We start from the raw sequence: 19,674 nt of genomic DNA on the forward strand, positions 1-19,674 counted from the left end.
TCCCACAGTGGATTTGTGGTGTTTGTAAGAGTGCGGGGTGTTACTGCAGGTTTACGTACAACCCGCCATCCACCAGCAACGACGCGCCGGTCACATAACGCGCCATGTCCGAGGCGAGGAATACGATGGGCCCGGCCACATCATCCGGCTCACCCAGGCGACCCAGCGGAGTGCGCGCGGTCATGTAGGCGAGTTTTTCCTCATCGGCCAGGTCGTCCTTGTTGATGTCGGTGGCGATGGTGCCCGGCAGTACCGAGTTGCAGCGAATGCCGTACGGTCCCAGGGCAATTGCGCAGGATTGCATCAACGAATGCAGGCCGGCCTTGGTCGGTGTGTAGTGGGTCTGCATACCGCCGCCGACCAGGGCGCTGATGGAGCTGACGGCGATGATCGCGCCGCCGCGACCCTGGTTTTTCATCTGGTTGGCCGCCGCCTGTACGGCGAAATAGGCACCGTTGAGGTTGGTGTTGACGGTTTTCAGGTAGACCTCGCGGGGCATGTCGAGGAACGAGTGGAACGGGCAGATACCGGCATTGTTGACGAACACGTCGACGCTGCCGAAAGCGTTCACTGCGCCGGCCACCAGCTTGTCACCGGTGTCCGGGTCGGCGGCGTCGCCGCCCACTTCGATGGCCTGGCCGCCGAAGGCCTTGATCTCCTCGATCAACGAATACGCAGCCTCCGTACCTTGGCCGCTGCCGCTGTGGCCGATGACCACGCGGGCCCCCTGGCGCGCACATTCACGGGCGGCGGCGCGGCCGATGCCACGGGAGGCGCCGGTGATGATCACGGTTTTGTCTGCAAGCAACATAAAAACTCTCCTTCAAGAAATAAGCGACATCAGCCCAGGTAATTGCCGTAGCCGACCATGGCAATCGCACCGAGGATCACCGCGATACCCGCCACCAGCACGCCTTTGTTGGCCGCACTGGTGCCGTGCCATTCGCGGAAATACAGGCCCCAGCAGTTGGACACGATGATGATGAATGACATGTGCAGTACCCAGGAGCTGGCGTCGTTCTGCAGGCGGCTTTCGCCCATGCCGTAGAAGAAAAACTGCAGGAACCACAGGGTGCCGGCAATCGCCACCAACAGGTAGTTGCCCAACAGCGGGGTGCTGCGGTCGGTGTAGTTATGGAAGGTGCGGTTGCGCCAATTCAGCCACAGGCACCAGATACCGTTGGTGGTGAGGCCGCCCCACATGATTACCATGAAGGTCACGTTGTTCTGGAACAGGCTGTTCGCGCCGTGCTCTACAGCCGCGGCGGCCAGCGGTCGTCCGGCGGAAATGCCGTAGCTGAAACATGCACTCAGTACTCCGGAAATCACCGCCACCAGCATGCCCTTGCCCAGGGAGAATTCGCTGACACTGGCGAACTTCACCGCCTGGGACACTTCTCGTTCCTTGATCAGCCCGGCCTTGCCGCACACTGCAATGCCGACCAGCGATACGGCCACGCCCCACAACACCCAATGCCCGCCTTGCGAGGCCAGCATCGAGGTCAGCGTACCTTCGGTCTGCGTGGTGAAGAGGTCGCGGTACAGCGCCGGCATCAATGCGCCGAGGGCCGAGGTGAGGCCCATGATCAGCGACATGCCCAGGGACAAGCCGAGGTAGCGCATGGTCAGGCCAAATGTCAGCCCGCCGATGCCCCACAACACGCCGAACAGGTAGGTCCAGAGCAGGGTGCTGGCGTCGGCGTTGCGCAGAATGTCCACCCAGCCAGGCACCGTCAGTTGCGCCGCGATCAGCGGCACGATCAGCCAGGACACCAGGCCGCCGGTGATCCAATAACTTTCCCAGGCCCAGCCGCGGACCTTCTTGTAAGGGATGTAGAAACTGCCGGAAGCGAAGCCGCCGATAAAGTGCAGAATCACACCAAGGAGAATGATTTCCACGTAGTCGAATCCTTTTTATTGTTGTTGTGCGTCGGTTGGATCAGGGGCGCGTCAGTTGGAACATGGGCAGCAGGTCCAGGCTGATTGGCGAGGCGTCCGGGTGGCTGGGCATGATGTCCTGCATGTAGGCCCACCAGCGCTGCATCAATGCTGTACCGGGCAGTTCGTCCAGGCCGTGGACGTCTTCGTGGGTCAGCACGGCGAACAGCGCATTGCCCGGTTCATCGAAGAAAATCCGGTAATCCACCACACCCGCATCGAGCAATGCCTGGGCCAGTTCGGGCCAGATGTCGTCGTGGCGCTTGCGGTATTCATCGGCTTGGCCGGGGTTGAGGTTCATGCGAAAGGCACGGGTCTGCATCACTGCGCTCCATGGCTGGGCGTGTAGATACGCACCGCGTTGTGCAGGAAGAATTTGGCTTGTACAGCTTCGGGTTTGTCGACCATGCAGCGCTTGACCAGGCCCAGGGTGGTGGCGAAATCCGCCAGGTGATCGCTGTTGGGCCAGTCGCTGCCGAAGAAGCAGCGGTCTTCGCCAAAGGCTTCCCAGAGCACGGCCAGGCGGTCGTTGTAGAACGCCGTGTCGGTAATCAAGCCTTGAGGGCCGAGCTGGGGAATCTCCGCCAGTTTGGCGAACACATTCGGGCGTTCGGCCAGGCGCAGCAGGTCGGCGTGATAGGCCGCTTCTTCGCCTGATGGCACCTGGGCGTTGGGCAGGTGGTCGACAATGATGCGCAGCTCGGGCAGCGCATCGCTCAACTGCAACAGGCCTTTGATCAGCCGCGGGTTCGGGTTGGCGCTGTCCAGGCCACGGCCGCTGGCGGCGAGTTGGCGCAGGCCGTCGATAAAGCCTGGGCGCGCCTGGTCTTGCAGCAGGTCGCGATCCCACAGGTTGCCGTAGCGCAGGCCGAGAAACAGCGGCTCATTGGCCAACGCGTCGAGGTCGACGGCAAAGTTTGAGTGCAGCGGATCCAGGTTGCCGACAAAGCCAAGCATGCGCGATTCGCTGCGCAGGGTGTCGAGCAGCCAGCGGTTATCGTCGCGCCACGGGCTGGCTTCTACGGCAATTGCGCCGACCACATTGTGCGGCGCGGCCAGGGCCCAGTAATCCGCCGGCAGGTGCGCGGCATACAGCCGGTTACCGGGTTCAGGCCATGGAATGCCCTCGGGGCGACGTGGGTCGAACAGGTGCAAATGGCTGTCGATGATCGGGCCGCTGTAGGCAGTCAGGGGCATGACGCAGTCCTTATCAAAAGCAAATTCGGAGGGGCCAGCACGCTAGCGCGCCCGGCCCCGATTAACCAGCTCAGCTTTGCAGGTACACCACATGGGTATGGGTGTACTCATACAGGCCGTGCTTGCCGTCGGCGCCGCCAATGCCGGATTTGCGCACGCCGGCATGGAAGCCCTGCATGGCCTCGAAGTTTTCACGGTTGACGTAGGTTTCACCAAAGTCGATTTCGCGCACCGCGTGCATGGCCTTGCCCAGGTCACGGGTGTAGATCGACGACGTCAGGCCGTAGTCGCAATCGTTGGCCAGGGCGATGGCTTCGTCGAGGTCGTCGACGATCTGGATCGGCAGCACCGGACCAAAGATCTCTTCGCGCATGATCTCCATGTCGGCGCGGCATCCAGCCAATACCGTCGGCTGGAAGTGAAAACCCGCACCCAGGTCGGCAATCTGCCCGCCGCTGACCAACGTTGCGCCCTGGCTCAGGGCGGTGCGTACTTTGCGGTTGACGCTGTCCAGGCCCTGGCGGTTGATCAGCGGGCCCATTTCCACGTCGGCCTGGGCGATAGGGTCGCCATAGCGGGTGGCGGACATGGCGGCGCTGATGCGTTCGATAAACTGGTCGGCAACCTTGCGCTCCACGTACACCCGCTCGGCGCAGTTGCACACCTGGCCGGTGTTGATGATGCGCGAATCGCGGATGGCTTTGACCGCCAGCTCCAGGTCGGCATCTGCCAGCACGATGGCCGGTGCCTTGCCGCCCAGTTCCAGGTTGAGCTTGGTGATGTTCGGTGCGGCGGCCGTCATGATCCGCGAGCCGGTCGCCACGCTGCCGGTGAAGCTGATCATGTCCACGCCTGTGTGCGCCGTGAGTGCGCCGCCGACCCGGCCGTCGCCGCAGACCACGTTGAACACCCCGGCGGGCAGGTCGGTTTCGGCGACGAGCTTGGCGAACTCGAAGCAGTTGTTAGGGGTTTCTTCGCTGGGCTTGATCACGATGGTGTTGCCGGTGAGCAGCGCTGGCGCCATTTTGCGCGCGATCAGGAAGAACGGAAAATTCCACGGCAGGATGCCGGCCACCACGCCCAACGGCTTGCGGAACAGGAAGATATTTTCATTGGCACGGTCGCTGGTGATGATCTCGCCTTCGATGCGTCGTGCCCACTCGGCCATGTAGTCGAGATAGTCGGCGGTGAAATTCACTTCCACCTCCGCCAAACCACTGACTTTGCCTTGTTCCAGGGTGATGGTGCGCGCCAGGTGCGCCACGTTCTCGCGCAGCTTGGCGGCGATGCGGCGCAGGTGCCCGGCACGTTCGATGGCGGGTTTGCGCGCCCAGGTCTTTTGCGCCTGGCGTGCGGCGGCCAGGGCCTGGTCGACCTCGGCGGCAGTGGACGCTGGCACCTTCGACAGCAAGGCGCCGGTGGCCGGGTTGAGCACGTCAATGTGCGCTTCGCTGGAGCTGAAGCGGCCATTGATGAAGTTCTGGTAAACGGGAACGGATGACATGGGCAGGCTCCTCAATAAGTACGCGAAGGCGCTGTCGTTTCGGCAGCAGGGCGATAGCGGGCCAGGGTGGCCAGGGCACTCTGGCGCAGCAGGCTGATGTCGATGGCCACCGCGATAAAGCGGCAACCCCAGGCCTGATAGCGGCGTGCATCCTCTTCGTTGGGCGCCAGGATGCCGCTGACCTTGCCGGCGGCGAGAGTGGCGTCGATGGCGTGCTTGATGCGCTCCTGGACCTCCGGATGGCCGGGGTTGCCGGCGTGACCCAGGCCGATGGACAGGTCGGCGGGGCCGATGAATACAGCGTCAACGCCTTCTACGGCGGCAATCGCGGCGACGTTTTCCACGCCAAGGCGCGATTCCACCTGCACGATCAGGCACAGCTCTTCATGGGCGGTGTTCAGGTAGTTGTCCACGCCGTCCCAGCGCGTGGCACGGGTCAAACCGCCGCCAACGCCGCGAATGCCATGGGGCGGATAACGCATGGCGCGCACCAGCGCCTGGGCCTGCTCGGCGGTCTCCACCATAGGGATCATCAAGGTCTGGGCGCCGACATCGAGCAGTTGCTTGATCAGGCTGGCGTCACTGTTGACGGCGCGCACCACGGGCGCGGTGCTGTACGGCGCGACCGTCTGCAACTGGTTAAGGATGCTCGGAACGGTGTTGGGAGCATGTTCGCCGTCGATCAGCATCCAGTCGTATCCCAGGCTGGCGACGATCTCGGCAGCGTAGCCGGTGGCGAAACCGGCCCAGATGCCGTATTGGGTGGCGTCCTTGGCGAGGGCGGCCTTGAAGCCATTGCGGGGCATGTTCATGGCGGGTTCCTCAGCGGTTGTAGGGACGGTGCAGTTGGCAGTCCGGGTTCAGGTCAACGCCGAAGCCCGGCTTGTCCAGCGCCGACAAGCGCATGCGGCCATTTACCGGCACCGGTTCGCCCAACAATTGCGGGTGGAACATCGGCACCACTTCATCCGCTTTGGGCGCCATCATCAGGAACTCGGCGAATGGGCTGTTATGGCGGGTGGCGACAAAGTGGTAGCTGTACACCGACGAACCGTGGGGCACGACCATTGCGTTATGCGCATCCGCCAACGCCGAGATTTTCACCAGTTCGGTGAGGCCACCGCACCAGCCGACGTCGGGCTGGATGATGTCGCAGCAGCCCATTTCCAGCAGCATGCGGAACCCCCAGCGGGTGGCTTCGTGTTCGCCCGTCGTCACCAGCATGCCTTTGGGCACATTGTTGCGCAGGGCGGCATAGCCCCAATAATCGTCTGGGGACAGCGCTTCTTCGATCCACTTCAGGCCATGCTCATGGGCACCGATCGCCAGCTTGGTGGCGTAGTTCAAATCCAGGCTCATCCAGCAATCGAGCATCAGCCAGAAGTCCGGGCCGACCCGTTCACGCATGGTCGCCAGCGCTTCGAGGTTCTTGCGCAGGCCTTCTTCGCCTTCACTGGGGCCGTGGTGCAGGGGCATTTTGCCGCCGATAAAACCCATTTTCTGCGCGAGATCCGGGCGCGCGCCGGTGGCGTAGAACTGCAGCTCATCACGCACCGCGCCGCCGAGCAGTTGGTGCACCGGTTCCTGGCGGATTTTGCCGAGCAGGTCCCACAACGCCAGGTCGACGCCGGAAATCGTGTTGATCACCAGGCCCTTACGCCCGTAGTAGAGGGTGGACTGGTACATCTGGTCCCAGATTTTCTCGATGTCGGTGACGCGCGCGCCTTCGAGAAAGCGCGCCAGGTGTTTCTCGACAATGTAAGCCGCCGGTTCACCGCCAGTGGTCACAGCGAAACCGACGGTGCCGTCGCTGGCTTCGATCTCCACCACCAGGGTGCCGAGCACGTTGATGCCAAAGCTGCGGCGGCTCTGGCGGTACTCGGGGTACTTGCTCATCGGCGTGGAAATATGGTCGTCGATCCAATGCCCATCGGCCTGGTCGTGGTAATCGGCGCCGCCGCCTCGCAGTACAAAGGCGCGGACGTGTTTGATGGTGAGATGACCCATGATGTGACTCCTGGCGTTAAACAGTGGCCGGCGTTTTCGACGCGGTGCGGCCGGGTGAATGGATGCCCAGCACCAGCAATGCAGCCAGTACCGTGGTGGCGGACAGCAGGTACAGGCCGGCTGCCGGGGAATTGAAGGCACCTTCGGCCCAGTGCTTGATGACCGGTGCGATGAAGCCACCGAGGGCGCCGAACGAGTTGATCAAGGCAATGCCGGCCGCAGCGGCGCTGCCGGCCAGGTAGCTGGAGGGGAACGTCCAGAACACCGGTTGCACGGCGATGAACCCCGAGGCGGCAAAACACAGCGCGAGCATGCCCAGCAGCGGGTTGGCGAAGGTCACCGAGCAGGCGATGCCGGCGGCAGCCATCAGCAGGGTCAGGCAGGCGGTCTGGCGACGCAGGCCGGTACGGTCGCTGTAGCTGGGAATCCACCAGGCTGCAAACAGTGCGCAGAGCCAGGGAATCGCCGAGACCAGCCCGACCATCAAGCCGACCTTGGTGCCGAGCAGATCGCCCACTTGGGTCGGCAGGTAAAACACCACGCCGTAGACGCTGGCCTGGATCAGCAGGTACACCAGGCACAAGTACAACACCGAGGGTTGGCACAGCACGGTGAGCAGGCTGCGACCGTGGGAGGTTTTGTGCTGGTCTTCCTGATCCAGCAGGCTCTGCACTTGCTCACGCTCAGCCGGGGTCAGCCACTTGGCGTCGGCGGGGCGATTGTCCAGATACCAGTAGGCCCAGATGCCCACTGCAGTTGCCATCAGGCCTTCCACTGCGAACAGCCACTGCCAGCCGTGGATGCCGCCAAAACCGTCCATTTCCAGCAGCAAACCGGACAACGGGCTGCCGAAGATGAAAGCCAGTGGCGCGCCGAAATAGAAGAAGCCCATGGCTTTGCCGCGCACGGCCTGGGGGAACCAGTAGGTGAGGTAAAGAATGACGCCGGGGAAAAATCCGGCTTCGGCCACACCGAGTAAAAAACGCAGCACATAGAAGCTGGTTTCGTTGTGCGCAAAGACCATGGCGGCCGAGATCAGGCCCCAACTGACCATGATGCGGCACATCCACAGACGGGCGCCGACACGGTGCAGGATCAGGTTGCTCGGCACTTCCAGCAGCGCGTAGCCGACAAAGAACACGCCAGCGCCAAACGCAAAGGCGGCGTCGCTTAAACCGGTGTCGGCCTGGAAAGCTTGTTTGGCGAACCCGACATTGGCGCGGTCGAGAAAGGCCATGATGTACATCAACAGCAGGAAGGGCAGCAGTCGCCAGGAAATCTTGGCGAGCAGGGGCGCGGGCAGGGTTTTCATAGTGGCGTCCGATGTTTTGTTCTTATGGGACGGACTGTACGGCGGCCGAGCAATGCGCTACAAATCGAATCTCGCTTACAAGTGATAACCTCAGGGTATCGATAACATGGATAAAAATGCGTAGTCCCGCGATCTCTCCCAGCCTGTTCAACCGCCTGCGCTACAAGCACCTGCATATGCTCGTCGCGCTGAGCTCCAGCCAGAACCTGCACCGTGCGTCACAGGCGCTGAACATGTCGCAGCCTGCCGCCACGCGCATGCTGCGCGAAATTGAGGACATGTTTGCCTGTGATCTGTTTGAGCGGTTGCCGAGGGGCATGCGCCCCACGGCGCTCGGGCAGGAGTTGATCCGTTTTGCCGAATCCGCCCTGAGCGGTTTGGACCGGTGTGCCGAAGACTTGATGGCACGACAGCAGGGCGGTTATGGCTACCTGTCGATTGGCACCATCATGGGGGCGGCGCCGGACCTGGTGATGGATTCCATCGCGCAGATCAAATCGCTGAACCCGCAACTGCGTATCCGCATCATGGGCGACACCAGCGACCAAGTGATCCAGTTGCTTGAACAGGGACGCATCGACCTGGCTATCTCGCGCCGTAATGCCGCCACCGACAACGAGCACTACAGCTTCGAACCCCTGGGCAACGAACGCTTGCTGGTGGTGGTGCACGCCGGCCACCCCCTGGCCCAGCGTGAGCAGTTGATGCTGGATGAACTGGTGCGCGACTGGCCATGGATCCTGCAACCGCAAACCAGCCCTGCGCGCATCGGCTTCGACCAGGCGCTGCAGGATCTGGCGCTGCCCAGCCCGGCGGACATCATCGAATGCAGCTCGGTGTACTCCATGCAGCAGTTGATCCAACTGACCGACGCCGTGATGGTGCTGTCCGAAAGCGCACTGCGTGATTACCTGAAAATGGGCCTGGTGGTGGCGCTGCCGGTGGCCCTCGACGTGCGACTGGCGCCGTTTGGCATGTTGTTGCGCAAAGGCGAAGTGGTGAGCCGTGAACTGGGGTTGTTTATCGACTTGTTGCGGCAGAAGGCCGCGATACTTTGAACGTGATGTGTAAAGGGCATGGTGCGTCGGTACGATATTAAATAGAATGAATCTCATTTGAGACTCACTCGCGCCGCGCAGGTCGCTTGCCATGAATGATGCTGTTGTTCCGACCCACGCCAACGAGCTGACGTTGTCGAGCCTGTACCGTGACCATCGCAGTTGGCTGGAAAGCTGGCTGCGTCGGCGCCTGGGCAATGCCTGGGATGCGGCTGACCTGAGCCAGGATACGTTCTTGCGTGTGCTCGCCAGCGCCCAGCCGATCGCACAGATGCAGGAGCCGCGTGCCTATCTGGTCACTGTCGGCAAGCGCCTGCTGGTGAACTTCCACCAACGGCGCAGCCTTGAACAGGCCTATCTGAATGCCTTGGCGAGTCTCCCGGAAACCTGCGTGCCGTCGCCCGAACAACGTTGGTTGGTGCTGGAGACCCTGCAAGCCCTGGATGAATTGCTGGATGGCTTGCCGGTGCTGGTCCGCCGCGCCTTCCTGTGGAGCCAACTGGAAGGTTTGGGCTACCGAGAGATCTCCGAGCGCCTCAACGTGTCGGAGCGCACGATCAAACGCTACATGGCCCAGGCCTACGAACACTGCCTGCTGGTGGACCTGTGAGCCGCGACGTCGCACGCGCCGCCGCGCAATGGTTGGCGCTGCTGGAGTCCGGCGCAGCCACCGAGCGTGATCACGCCGCGTTGCAGCATTGGCGTGACAGCCACCCCCAACACGAACAGACCTGGCAAAAAGCTCAGACCCTGCGCCAGCGTTTCAGCGACTTGCCCCAGGCCTTGGCGCTGGCCAGTCTCGACCGTCCGCAACCGGGACGCCGTGCCGTGCTCAAGCGTGCGCTGGGGATCGCTGCACTGGTGCCGACCGCGTGGTTGCTCAGCCGTCAATTGCCGATCGAGGCCTGGCGTGCCGATTTGCACACGGCCATTGGCGAGCGCAAGCGCATGGGGCTGGCTGATGGCGGCAGCTTGCAGCTCAATACCGCGACGGCGGTGGACGTCGACCTGGCGCAGCGCCGCATCACGCTGGTCGACGGCGAGTTGGCGTTGAATGTACCCGGCGCCACACCGATGACCGTGCAGACGCGCTACGGCGAGTTGAGGGTCAGCGAGGCCGAGGTGTGTGTGCGGCAACTGCCCGCCGGTTGTAGGGTGTCGGTGCTCAAGGGATCCGTGCAGGTGCGTGATTTGAGCGGGCAGATGGCGAGCTTGCAGGGAGGGCAGCAAGCGCCGCTCAACGCCAGCGGGCTAGGGGCCTGGGTGCCATTCGATGTGTTGCAATTGGGCTGGCGCGACGGTGTGTTGACCGCGCAGAATCAGGCGCTTGGCGACTTCCTGCGGGAGTTGGAACGTTATCGGCCGGGCGTGTTGCGCTGGGAGCCGAGCCTGGAGTCGTTGCGGGTCACCGGCAGTTTCCGCCTGGACGACACCGACCGCATCCTTAACCTGCTGGCCTCAAGCCTGGGGCTGGAGGTGCAGGCGCGGACGCGGTATTGGGTGACCTTGCGCAAAGCCATGACTTGAGGGTTGTTGTTAGGGTGAGCGAGCTAACTGTCTGTGGCGAGCGGGCTTGCCCCGCGTTGGGCTGCGAAGCGGCCCTAAAAACAGACGCCGCGTTTCGTCAGGCTAAAATGCGCTGGCAGTACTGGGGCCGCTTCGCAGCCCAGCCACAACAAGCCCGCTCACCACAATGATGGCGTCAGATCACATGGGCACGCTGCAACTCAGTCAACGACAACGCCTTGAGCTGCGCCAGCAGCGGATCACGCCGGTCACGCGGGTGCGGCAGGTTCACCGCCAATTCCTGGCGAATGCTGCTCGGCCGGTTGTCCATCACCAGCACCCGGTCACTCAGGTACAGCGCCTCGTCCACATCATGGGTCACCAGCAACAAGGCGATGGCATGGTGTTCGGCCAATTGCAGCAGCAAATCCTGCAGCTTCATGCGGGTAAATGCATCCACTGCACTGAACGGCTCATCCAGCAGCAACACCTGCGGGCGTGAATACAACCCCCGCGCAATGGCCACCCGTTGCGCCATGCCGCCGGACAACGCCTTGGGCAGCGCCTGGGCAAAACCCTTGAGGCCGACTTCCTCGATCAACTGCGTGACCCATGCCTTGTCGTAGTGGTTGTCATCGCTGAAACCGATGTTCTGTTCCACCGTGAGCCAGGGCATCAACCGTGGTTCCTGGAACACAAAGGCCACTTCGCCATCGGGGCTGCGCAGTTCGCCCTGGAAGTCCTGTTCCAGGCCGGCGACGATGCGCAGCAGCGTGCTTTTGCCGCAGCCGCTGGGGCCGAGCAGGCTCACGGCCTCCTGTGGTTTCAACGCCAAACGCACGTCTTTCAACACGGTAGTGTTGGCGAAGCTTTTACGCGCGACGTGAATATCCAACAGTGGTTGCACGCTCATTGGCCGGCTCCCTGGAAGGTATCGCGCCAGGCCAGGCAACGCGTTTCCAGTGCTGCGAGCAGGCCATCGCTGACCTTGCCCAACAGCGCCAATACGATAATCGCCGCCAGCACGATATCCGGCCGCGAAGTCTCCCGCCCATCACTGAGCAGGTAACCCAGCCCCTTGGTGGCCGCAATCAGCTCGGCCGCCACCAGAAACATCCACGCCAGGCTCAAACCACTGCGCAACCCGGTGAACAGGCCCGGCAGGGCGGCGGGCAGCAGGATTCGACGCACCAGCCGCCGCCGGCTGAAACCGTACATCTGCCCGACTTCCACCAGCTTGCGGTCGATATCACGAATGGCCGCGACGCCATTGAGGTACACCGGGAAGAAGGCGCCAATCGCGATCAGCACAATCTTCGACGTTTCGTCGATGCCCAGCCACAGCAGCAACAGCGGTACCCAAGCCAGGCTCGGGATCGAACGCAGCCCTGCAAAGGTCGGTTCGAGGTAGGCCTCCGCCTCACGGCTCAAACCGACCCAGGCGGCAAACACCAAGGCCAGGCTGGCGCCAATGGCGAAGCCCAGCAGCACCCGGCCGAGGCTGGCGCTGATGTGTTTCCACAATGCGCCTTCGGCCAAGTCGGTGAGGGTCACGGCAATCTCGCTGGGCGCAGGCATCTGGTACGACGGCAGCCAACCCACGCGCACCACCACCTCCAGCACCAGCAGGATCAGCACCGGTAACACCAGGCCCTTGAGCCGCCTTGGCCAGGCGCTCCGGGTGATAACGGCTGGCACAGCGAGGGGCAATGTTTGGGTTTTGCTGGTCATCACGAACTCCTTAATGGCCGAACGAGGTGTCGATCAACTGGTCGATCACCTGGTCCACATTCACGCCTTTGCGCACCAGCTCTTCCGACACCAGGATCGGCGCGGCCGCCTTGGACGCCACCACGTCCTTGCTGCTCAGGAACGGCGTGCTCAGGTCGGTGCGCGAGAGTTGCAGCTTGGCCACTTCCAGCGGCAGGCCGGACTCGTCGGCCAGCAGTTTGGCGAATTCATCCGGGTGCTTCACTGCCCAATCCCGTGCCTTTTCATAGGCGCCGAGTACCTTGGTGATGGTCTGCGGATGCGCCTTGGCGAACTTCTCGGTGACGCTGACCACGCCGTAGCTGTTGAAGTCTTTATTGCGGTACAGCAGGCGCGAACCGGTCTGGATTTCACTGGCGGCCATGTGCGGGTCGAGACCGGCCCAGGCGTCCACGTCACCTTTTTCCAGCGCAGTGCGGCCGTCCGGATGTTGCAGGTGCACCAGTTCCACGTCGTCCTTTTTCAGCCCGGCCTGTTGCAGGCTGCGCAGGGTGAAGAGGTACGGGTCGGTGCCTTTGGTGGCGGCGATTTTCTTGCCCTTGAGGTCGGTGACGCTGTTGAACGGCGAGTCTTTGCGCACCACCAACGCGGTCCATTCGGCGCGGCTGTACACGTACACCGATTTGATCGGGCTGCCGTTGGCGCGACTCAATACTGCCGACAGGCTGGCGGATGACGCAAAGTCCACGCCGCCACTGTTGAGGTACTCCAGCGAACGGTTGCTGCCCTGGCTCAACACCCAGCCCACCTTGGATTGCGGCAAGGCTTGTTCCAGCCAGCCGAAGTGCTTGAGCACCAGGCTGACCGGCGAGTAATAGGCGTAGTCGAGGTTGACTTCGGCGGGATCGGTGTCGACGGCGTGGGCCAGGGGTTGCAGGCACAGCGCGAGGGCGCAGGCGCCGAATAGGCGTTGGGTGAAGGCTTTCATGGAACAGCTCCGGCAAGGCGTTGAGAGAAGGCTTTTCTTATATTCAGAAAATTTGGTTTGCATGTTCCATCATGCTTTATAGGAATATGCAGTCTCTGTGCCATGTGTCTGGAAGGCGTATTTACGGGGTTGTAGGGGCTGGATGCTGTGGTGGGAGAGGGCAGATTGTTGAAGCACTGTTGGCAGGGCAACAGTTCTTATATAGCTGTATCGAATAAATAAAGAGTTATATATTCCTTTTAATGGTCGCGTCGATGGCGCATTTTGAGGGCCTGCGCATTCGTGCGGATTGACCCAACAGCCAAAAGGAAAGCCGACATGACCATTAAAGCGATCAACGTGCGCAACCAGTTCAAAGGCGTGATCAAGGAAATCCTGCTGGGGGAAGTGGTGTCGGAAATCGACGTGCAGACCGCGTCCGGCATTGTCACTTCGGTGATCACCACCCGCTCGGTGCGTGACTTGGAATTGAAGGTGGGCAGTGAGGTGATTGCGTTTGTGAAGTCCACCGAAGTGTCCATTGCCAAACTCTAAAACCCCGCACCCCCCCTGTAGGAGCCGGCTTGCCGGCGATGAGGCCAGCAGGATCAACGTTGATCTTGCGGTCGCCATCGCCGGCAAGCCGGCTCCTACAACGGGGGGCGAGCCGTCAGGCTATTTTCGGGCCTGAGCCACCCGGTGGATGAGGCTGCGGTCTTTCCGGCGGGGCATCGGTGGGTAGACTCTTCGGTTTCTCGTTGGGATCTTTGTAATCCTTGTGCAAGCCCCCATCCAGCCGGTTGCTCGACGAACCGCCTTTTTGCGGGGTCTCGTCGAAGTGTTCCCATTCCGACTGTTGGAAACGGAAGATGCTGTCATCGGTCGGCGCGTCACGGCCACCGTAATGGTGGATCTCGTAGTGGGCGTATTCGACTTTGTCAGCCCAGTTGTCCTGCAATAGACCGTCTCCGGCCAGGTCGCGGTACCAGTCGTTTTCCTTTTCGGTCGCCTTCTGCTTTTTGTTGTGGTCGACGAAGTAGCCAATGATCCCGCCGACCACCGCCAGCACCACACCCACCAGGAACAACGGCCCGGTCAACGCCGCCGCCGTGCCCGCGCCAAACAGCGCCGCAGCTCCGAGCACGCCCGCCGAGGCACCGAATGCACCGCCGGCCACTTGCAGGCCACCGGCCGCCTGGGCCAGGGGATCCTTATCCTTCACGCCGCTCTTGATCGCCAGCGCGCCCAACACGATGTCGGCAAAGCCGCCGGCAATGTCCGTGGCCGGGCCGAGCACCTTGATCACGGAACCGGCGATCTTCGCCGATTTGGACGCGCCCAGCTTGGCCGCACCGGCAGCCGCCAGGCCGTCATCCAGGTGCGTGGCCAAGCCTTCGGTGGCCTCGGTGACGGCCTTGTCGCCGTCGCCGAACATCTTGGCGATGCCGTCGTACTGGCTGTCCGGTACGGCATCGAGGGCGGTGGCGATCTTGGATTTGACCTCGGAGGGCAACTCGCTGACGCGGAACTCGAAGTTCGGCTCCTGCATGCCGGCCTTGCCCCAGATTTCCGGCAGGGTCTTGTCCAGCCCCAGGAAGTCCACCAGCCCACCTTTGCCCAGGGCTTCACCGATCTTGTCGCCCAGGCGCACGAAGTGGCTGGAGCCGCCAGCAAAGCTCAGGAAGTCCTTGGCGATGGTCATGCGTTGCGCCGGGGTTTCACCGAGCTTGCCGCCTTTGCCCACCAGTTGGTAAATCCCGGAGAACAGACTCACACCGGCACCCAGGGAACCGAGAATGCCCTTGCTGTTGAGGGTGTTGAACACCTCGCCGAGCATGCCGCGATCGGCCACCGGGATATAGGGTTTGCTCAAGGCGGTTTTCAGGTCGGCTTCGCTGATCGCGCCGTTTTTCTGGTAGGCGGCGCCCAGTTCTTCCAAGGCCTTGGTGACGGCGGCGGATTTTTCCTTGCCTTGCAGGCCTTCGTTGAGGAATTTTTCCAGGGTTTCCTGGGTACGGCGCGGCAAGTCCAGCACGTTGCCCTTGAGCACGCCTTTGAGCAGGCCAAACAGGTCCTTGGTCGCCAGTTCCTTGTTCTCGTCGGAGATCTTGCTTGGGTCCGACAGGATCGCATTGAGGTCGGTGGTCAAACCATCGGCCTGGATATTCTGCGCAGCTTTGCTCGCGGCTTCCGGGTCGAACAGCGACAACGACGTCAGGGTGTCGCTGAGGTCTTTTTGCGCCTCAAAGGTCTTGCCCTGGCTCTGCAGGTCCTTGAGGTACAGCACGTAATCCGGGTTGGCGGTGAGGTCCAGCAGCTTCTGCTTGATCTCGTCCTTGTTCGGCAGCTTGTTGATCGCCTCGTCCATTTTCGACTTGTAGTCAGCCTGCACGGTCGGGTCGTTGAACAGCTCGCCGATCTGCTTTTGCACGGCCTTGCCGTCGATGATGTCGTGCATGTCGGCCGAGGTCAGCTCGGTCTGCTTGTCATCGAACTCGCGCCAGGTGGTGTTGAACGGGCGCTTGGCCTCTTCGTAGCCGGTGATGCCGTGGCCGTTCTGATAGGCCGCCTGGGCTTCGAGGGCGCGAACCAGCTTGGCGCGCGGATCGTCCTTGGGGATCGAGCCGTTTTTCACGCCTTCGCGGTAGGTGTCGATCAGTTGGGTGGTGGCCAATTCGCTGACGCTGAGGGTGGGCGACTTGTCGTCCTTCTCATCGGCATGCACGCCCGTGTCGAGGTTCAGCACATCCAGCTCATCGGCCTTGGGCAGGTTGTGCTTGGCGCGGGTGTCGTCCACCGAGCTGGCGCTCCAGGCTTCCCATTTTGCCGCCACATCGTCATAGAGCTGCGGGCTGAGTTCCTTGGAGACGATGACCTTGCCTTCGCTGGTCTCGTAGCGGATCAGGCCGTCGCCCAGTTCATCCGGGGAGCCAAAGGTGATGTCGGTGTTCTTCAGGAAGTCATTCGGCCCGGCCAGCTTGTAGCCTTCGCCTTCGCTGGTGTGGATCTTGGCCCAGGTGTCATTGGCGGTGGCGACACTCTTGAACAGCTCGGGGCTGACGTCGGCCGACACCACGACCTTGGTGCCGTCATGCAGTTCATAGGTGAGGATGTTGTCTTTCTGATCGTTGTTCCAGTTGAAATTCTTGTAGTCGTTGAGGCCCGGCACTGGTGTATTGGCGTCGGCCAGCACCGCGCCGTTATTCAGCTCGCCTTCAACCACGGCCTTCTTGCCGGGGTCGGTATAGACCTCATGCAGGCCGGCCAGGTAATCGAACAGCTTGGGGTTGTCGTCGCGGGCCACCACCATCTTCTGGCCGTTGCTTTCGAAGCGGATCAGGCCTGGGCCGACTTCATCGACCGGGCCAACCGCCGTGCCGCCGTAGGGTGGCCACACTTCATTGTCGCTGGCGCGCTTGTAGCCGGCGTCTTCACTGGTGGACAGGCCGGTGAAGCTGGCATAGGCGTCCTTGGCTTTCTGGAACGCCTCGGGGTTGTCGCGCTGGCTGATGACAACCTTGGTGCCGTCCTGGGTCTCGTAGCGGATCACGCCTGGCCCGGTTTCATCCGGTGGGCCGAGGGATTTGTAGTCGGCGAGTTTCGCCGGGGCGCTGCCGTCGGCGCCGAGGCTCTGGTAGCCGGCATTCTGGCTGGCGACCACGCCGGAGAGGGATTTGAAGTCGGTACTGACCTGCTTGAACAGCTCGGGGCTGTCCTGTTCGCTGACGATGACTTTCTTGCCGTCCTGGGTCTCATAACGAATCAACCCCGGGCCGACTTCATCGGGCGGGCCGATGGCCTTGTAGTCGGCCAGTGCCGGCGGTGGCGTTGCGTCCTTGGCGGCCAACTCATAGCCGTCCTTCTTGCTGGCATCCAACCCGGACGGCGTCTTGTCGTGGGCCTCTACCTTCTTGTTATTGGCGCTGTTCTTGAGCAGCACATGGAACTGCGCGCCGGACTTGGGCGGCGTGCGGGGAAGGGCTTTGGGGTCGGACGAGCGATCGAGGGGCTGGGTCGTCATGCCATGGAACTCCTGCTGTAGCCGGTTGTGGCGGTCGGCAAAAACAGTAACAGCAGGGGTTCGGCACTCGTTGCGAAAAGTTGTGAATTAGGCCTGACGGTTGCGCAGCGCGCGCTCCATGCGCTGCAGGCCTTCTTCCAGCATGGCCCGTGGGCAGCCGAAATTCAGACGCACGAATTGCTGGCTGTCGTCACCAAACTCGATCCCGGCGCTCAAGCCGACCTTGGCCTGTTCCAGGAAAAACTGCTGTGGGTCATCCAGGCCCAGGGCGCTGCAATCCAGCCAGGCCAGGTAGGTGCCTTGTGGCGCGTGCATCACCACGCCAGGCAGGCGGGTTTGCACGGTGTCGAGCAGGTAGTCACGGTTGCTTTGCAGGTACTGCACTAGGGCGTCGAGCCAATCACCGCACTGGCTGTAGGCCGCCCGGGTGGCTTCCAGGCCCAGCGGGCTGACGCTGTCGACCATGCCGCAACGAGCATTGTTGAAGCGCTCGCGGATCTCGGCGTTCTGGATCACCGCAAAGCAGGTCTTCAAGCCAGCGACGTTGTAGGCCTTGCTCGCCGACATCAGGGTAATGGTGCGCTGGGCGATCTCGGGGCCGAGGCTGGCGGTGGGGATGTGGCGGCGGCCGTCGAAGCACAGTTCGGCGTGGATCTCGTCGGAGATGATCAGCGCGCCGTGGTCCAGGCAGGCGTTGGCCACGGCCAGCAGTTCTTCGCGGGGGAAGACTTTGCCGATGGGGTTATGCGGGTTGCTCAGCAACAGGGCGCCAGCGCCGGTCAGCGCCTGGCGCATCGCAGGCATTGGCGTGAGGTATTCGCCGTTGATCAGCTTGAAGGGCACTTCGATGCGCGGCAGGTTCCAGTTGCCCGGTGCCAGACGGATCGGCCGGTAGTTGGGGGTTTGCAGCACCACAGGCTGGCCCGGCTGGACAAATGCGTGCAGCGCCATATTGAAGCCGGGCTCGACGCCGGGCAGGAACAGCAGCTCATCCGGTTGCACGCGCCAGGCGTACTTGGCCCAAAGGTCGGCGATGATTGCCTCGCGCACATCCGGCCCGGCGACGCTGTAGCCCAGCACCTGCTGGTCGAGGCGCGCGTGCAGGGCTTGCAGGACGGCGGGCGGGGCGGCGATGTCCATGTCGGCGATCCACATCGGCAACACGTCTTGCGGGTAACGGTTCCACTTGGTGCTGCCGGTGCCGAGGCGGGGGTGGATAGTGTCGAAATCAAAGCTCATGGGGGGCTCGTATCAGGAAGTCAGGCGCAAGAATGGCGCTGATTCTAGCGCCATTATTTTTATAGGCCAGAGCTGATTGCCACCGCGAGTTGCCGGTGCGCCTGTTCCAAGGCGCGGTTGACCGCTTCTTCACCGCGCACCATGGCCGGCAGGTAGACGAAATCCACCGAGTGGATACCTACCGTCGACAGGATGGCGCTCATGTACGGCGTCAGAAAGTCCGGCTCATGGCCCTTGCGGGCGTTTCCTGAACTGACCAGGACAAAGGTGCGCCGGTCCTGCAGCAAGCCGACTTTGGCGAACTGTTCATTCACCGTAAAACTGCGCTGGATGCGCACCACATGGTCGATCCAAGCCTTGAGCGCTGCCGGCACGGTGAAATTATGCACGGGGGTGCACAGGATCAGCAGGTCACAGGCTTCCAATTCGACGATCAACTGTTCCGAGAGTGCCGTGGCGCTGCTGGTGATTGCGCCGGGGGTGGTCAGCGCGTTGGCATATTCACGGGTCAAGGGCGGCAGTGCCTGGCCGCCGTAGTCACGCTCGGTCACCTCGGCGTCGGGGACCAGGTCGCGCAACAAGGCGCGGGCCAGTTTGAAGGTTTGCGCGGCCTTGCCGTGGGGGCTGAAACTGAGGAGCAGGGCGCTGGTCATTGGCTCAGGTCCTGGGAAAAGTGCATGCCCAGGGGCAACAGGCCCTGGCGGAAATAGAAGCGCTGGGCCAGGGCCATGTGCATGCCGGTGTCCAGTACCAGCCAGCGGTAGCCTCGGGCGCGGGTTTCTTCGCGTACGCGGTCCAGCAGGTGTTCGCCCAGGCGGCGCCTTTGTTGCGTGGCGTCTACGACCAGGTCGTCTACGTAGATGAAGCGGCCATACAGGGTGTTTTCGGTTAGCCGATAGCCGGCCAGGCCGATTACCTTGCCGTGCTCTTTTGCTGCCAGCAGGTGGTAGCCGTTTTGCCGTTGGCGCTGGATTTGTTCGGCGAATGCTGGGGCGTCGGTGAGGTGGGGGCGTAGTTGGTGCATGACTGGGAAGCTGGCGATGAGGTCGGCCTTGGATTCCAGGTGGGTGAGTTCGATGTGGTCATTCATGGTGGGGGCTTTGTGTGGTTAGGGGTATGCCATTGTTGTGGGTATGGCTGAGGTGGGACAGGGGCATGATTGGACATGTGGGTTGGGGCATATCCGTTATTTAGGTAACGGCTGGTATTGGTTCC

The 19,674-nt window shown here is 62.3% G+C and carries 19 protein-coding genes; 4 read left to right on the plus strand and 15 right to left on the minus strand.

Going from position 1 to position 19,674, the window contains the following annotated elements; all coding sequences use genetic code 11:
- Positions 1–40 precede the first annotated feature (40 nt).
- The 8 genes from lra1 to HX868_RS30385 form a co-directional block, all read right to left on the minus strand.
- Positions 41–811: an L-rhamnose 1-dehydrogenase Lra1 gene (lra1, locus tag HX868_RS30350; RefSeq protein ID WP_177005402.1), complete on the minus strand. Its 771-nt coding sequence runs from the start codon at positions 809–811 to the stop codon at positions 41–43.
- Positions 812–840: 29 nt separating this feature from the next.
- Positions 841–1,899: an L-rhamnose/proton symporter RhaT gene (gene rhaT, locus HX868_RS30355; protein ID WP_177005403.1), complete on the minus strand. Its 1,059-nt coding sequence runs from the start codon at positions 1,897–1,899 to the stop codon at positions 841–843.
- 40 nt (positions 1,900–1,939) lie between these two features.
- Positions 1,940–2,260, minus strand: coding sequence for an L-rhamnose mutarotase (gene rhaM, locus HX868_RS30360; RefSeq protein WP_177005404.1), 321 nt, complete (start codon positions 2,258–2,260; stop codon positions 1,940–1,942).
- Positions 2,260–3,135 (minus strand): amidohydrolase family protein, encoded by an 876-nt coding sequence (locus HX868_RS30365; protein WP_177005405.1) that lies wholly within the window; start codon positions 3,133–3,135, stop codon positions 2,260–2,262. Before HX868_RS30365 ends, rhaM begins: the two co-directional genes overlap by 1 nt.
- 70 nt (positions 3,136–3,205) lie before the next feature.
- Positions 3,206–4,639 (minus strand): aldehyde dehydrogenase, encoded by a 1,434-nt coding sequence (gene aldA, locus HX868_RS30370; protein ID WP_177005406.1) that lies wholly within the window; start codon positions 4,637–4,639, stop codon positions 3,206–3,208.
- An 11-nt stretch (positions 4,640–4,650) separates the two neighbouring features.
- On the minus strand, positions 4,651–5,451 hold the full coding sequence (locus HX868_RS30375) for an HpcH/HpaI aldolase family protein (protein ID WP_177005407.1): 801 nt from the start codon (positions 5,449–5,451) through the stop codon (positions 4,651–4,653).
- A gap of 10 nt (positions 5,452–5,461) precedes the next feature.
- Complete coding sequence (gene rhmD / locus HX868_RS30380) at positions 5,462–6,646, minus strand: L-rhamnonate dehydratase (RefSeq protein ID WP_095016037.1); 1,185 nt, start codon at positions 6,644–6,646, stop codon at positions 5,462–5,464.
- Positions 6,647–6,662: 16 nt separating this feature from the next.
- Positions 6,663–7,958, minus strand: a complete 1,296-nt coding sequence (locus HX868_RS30385; RefSeq protein WP_177005408.1) for an MFS transporter — start codon at positions 7,956–7,958, stop codon at positions 6,663–6,665.
- 116 nt (positions 7,959–8,074) lie between these two features.
- Between HX868_RS30385 and HX868_RS30390 the strand changes: the two genes are divergently transcribed.
- The 3 genes from HX868_RS30390 to HX868_RS30400 all read left to right on the plus strand — a co-directional run bounded on the left by HX868_RS30390 (position 8,075) and on the right by HX868_RS30400 (position 10,543).
- A complete protein-coding gene (locus tag HX868_RS30390; protein WP_177005409.1) occupies positions 8,075–9,016 on the plus strand; it encodes a LysR family transcriptional regulator in 942 nt (313 codons plus the stop codon).
- 91 nt (positions 9,017–9,107) lie between these two features.
- Positions 9,108–9,626, plus strand: coding sequence for a sigma-70 family RNA polymerase sigma factor (locus HX868_RS30395; RefSeq protein ID WP_177005410.1), 519 nt, complete (start codon positions 9,108–9,110; stop codon positions 9,624–9,626).
- Positions 9,623–10,543, plus strand: coding sequence for a FecR domain-containing protein (locus tag HX868_RS30400; RefSeq protein ID WP_177005411.1), 921 nt, complete (start codon positions 9,623–9,625; stop codon positions 10,541–10,543). Before HX868_RS30395 ends, HX868_RS30400 begins: the two co-directional genes overlap by 4 nt.
- A gap of 175 nt (positions 10,544–10,718) precedes the next feature.
- Here HX868_RS30400 and HX868_RS30405 read toward each other — a convergent pair whose 3' ends face one another.
- The 3 genes from HX868_RS30405 to HX868_RS30415 are packed head-to-tail and all read right to left on the minus strand — an operon-like array spanning position 10,719 to position 13,220.
- Entirely contained in the window at positions 10,719–11,435 is a 717-nt protein-coding gene (locus HX868_RS30405; RefSeq protein WP_177005412.1) for an ABC transporter ATP-binding protein, read from the minus strand.
- A complete protein-coding gene (locus HX868_RS30410) occupies positions 11,432–12,253 on the minus strand; it encodes an ABC transporter permease (RefSeq protein ID WP_177005413.1) in 822 nt (273 codons plus the stop codon). The genes HX868_RS30405 and HX868_RS30410 overlap by 4 nt, the downstream gene beginning before the upstream one ends.
- Positions 12,254–12,263: 10 nt before the next feature.
- The gene (locus HX868_RS30415) at positions 12,264–13,220 is read right to left on the minus strand and encodes an aliphatic sulfonate ABC transporter substrate-binding protein (protein ID WP_177005414.1); all 957 of its coding nucleotides are present in this window, start codon (positions 13,218–13,220) and stop codon (positions 12,264–12,266) included.
- A 318-nt stretch (positions 13,221–13,538) separates the two neighbouring features.
- Between HX868_RS30415 and HX868_RS30420 the strand changes: the two genes are divergently transcribed.
- Positions 13,539–13,754 (plus strand): TOBE domain-containing protein, encoded by a 216-nt coding sequence (locus tag HX868_RS30420; protein WP_003173733.1) that lies wholly within the window; start codon positions 13,539–13,541, stop codon positions 13,752–13,754.
- A gap of 115 nt (positions 13,755–13,869) precedes the next feature.
- On the opposite strand, the gene HX868_RS30425 is transcribed toward HX868_RS30420, so the two are convergent.
- The 4 genes from HX868_RS30425 to HX868_RS30440 form a co-directional block, all read right to left on the minus strand.
- Entirely contained in the window at positions 13,870–17,220 is a 3,351-nt protein-coding gene (locus HX868_RS30425; protein ID WP_177005415.1) for a hypothetical protein, read from the minus strand.
- A gap of 87 nt (positions 17,221–17,307) precedes the next feature.
- Complete coding sequence (locus HX868_RS30430) at positions 17,308–18,459, minus strand: MalY/PatB family protein (protein ID WP_177005416.1); 1,152 nt, start codon at positions 18,457–18,459, stop codon at positions 17,308–17,310.
- Between the two features lie 59 nt (positions 18,460–18,518).
- Positions 18,519–19,112, minus strand: coding sequence for an FMN-dependent NADH-azoreductase (locus HX868_RS30435; protein WP_177005417.1), 594 nt, complete (start codon positions 19,110–19,112; stop codon positions 18,519–18,521).
- Entirely contained in the window at positions 19,109–19,549 is a 441-nt protein-coding gene (locus tag HX868_RS30440) for a GNAT family N-acetyltransferase (RefSeq protein WP_177005418.1), read from the minus strand. The genes HX868_RS30435 and HX868_RS30440 overlap by 4 nt, the downstream gene beginning before the upstream one ends.
- Between the last annotated feature and the right edge of the window lie 125 nt (positions 19,550–19,674).

The organism is Pseudomonas reactans (assembly GCF_013385825.1).
GTDB classification, from domain to species: domain Bacteria; phylum Pseudomonadota; class Gammaproteobacteria; order Pseudomonadales; family Pseudomonadaceae; genus Aquipseudomonas; species Aquipseudomonas reactans.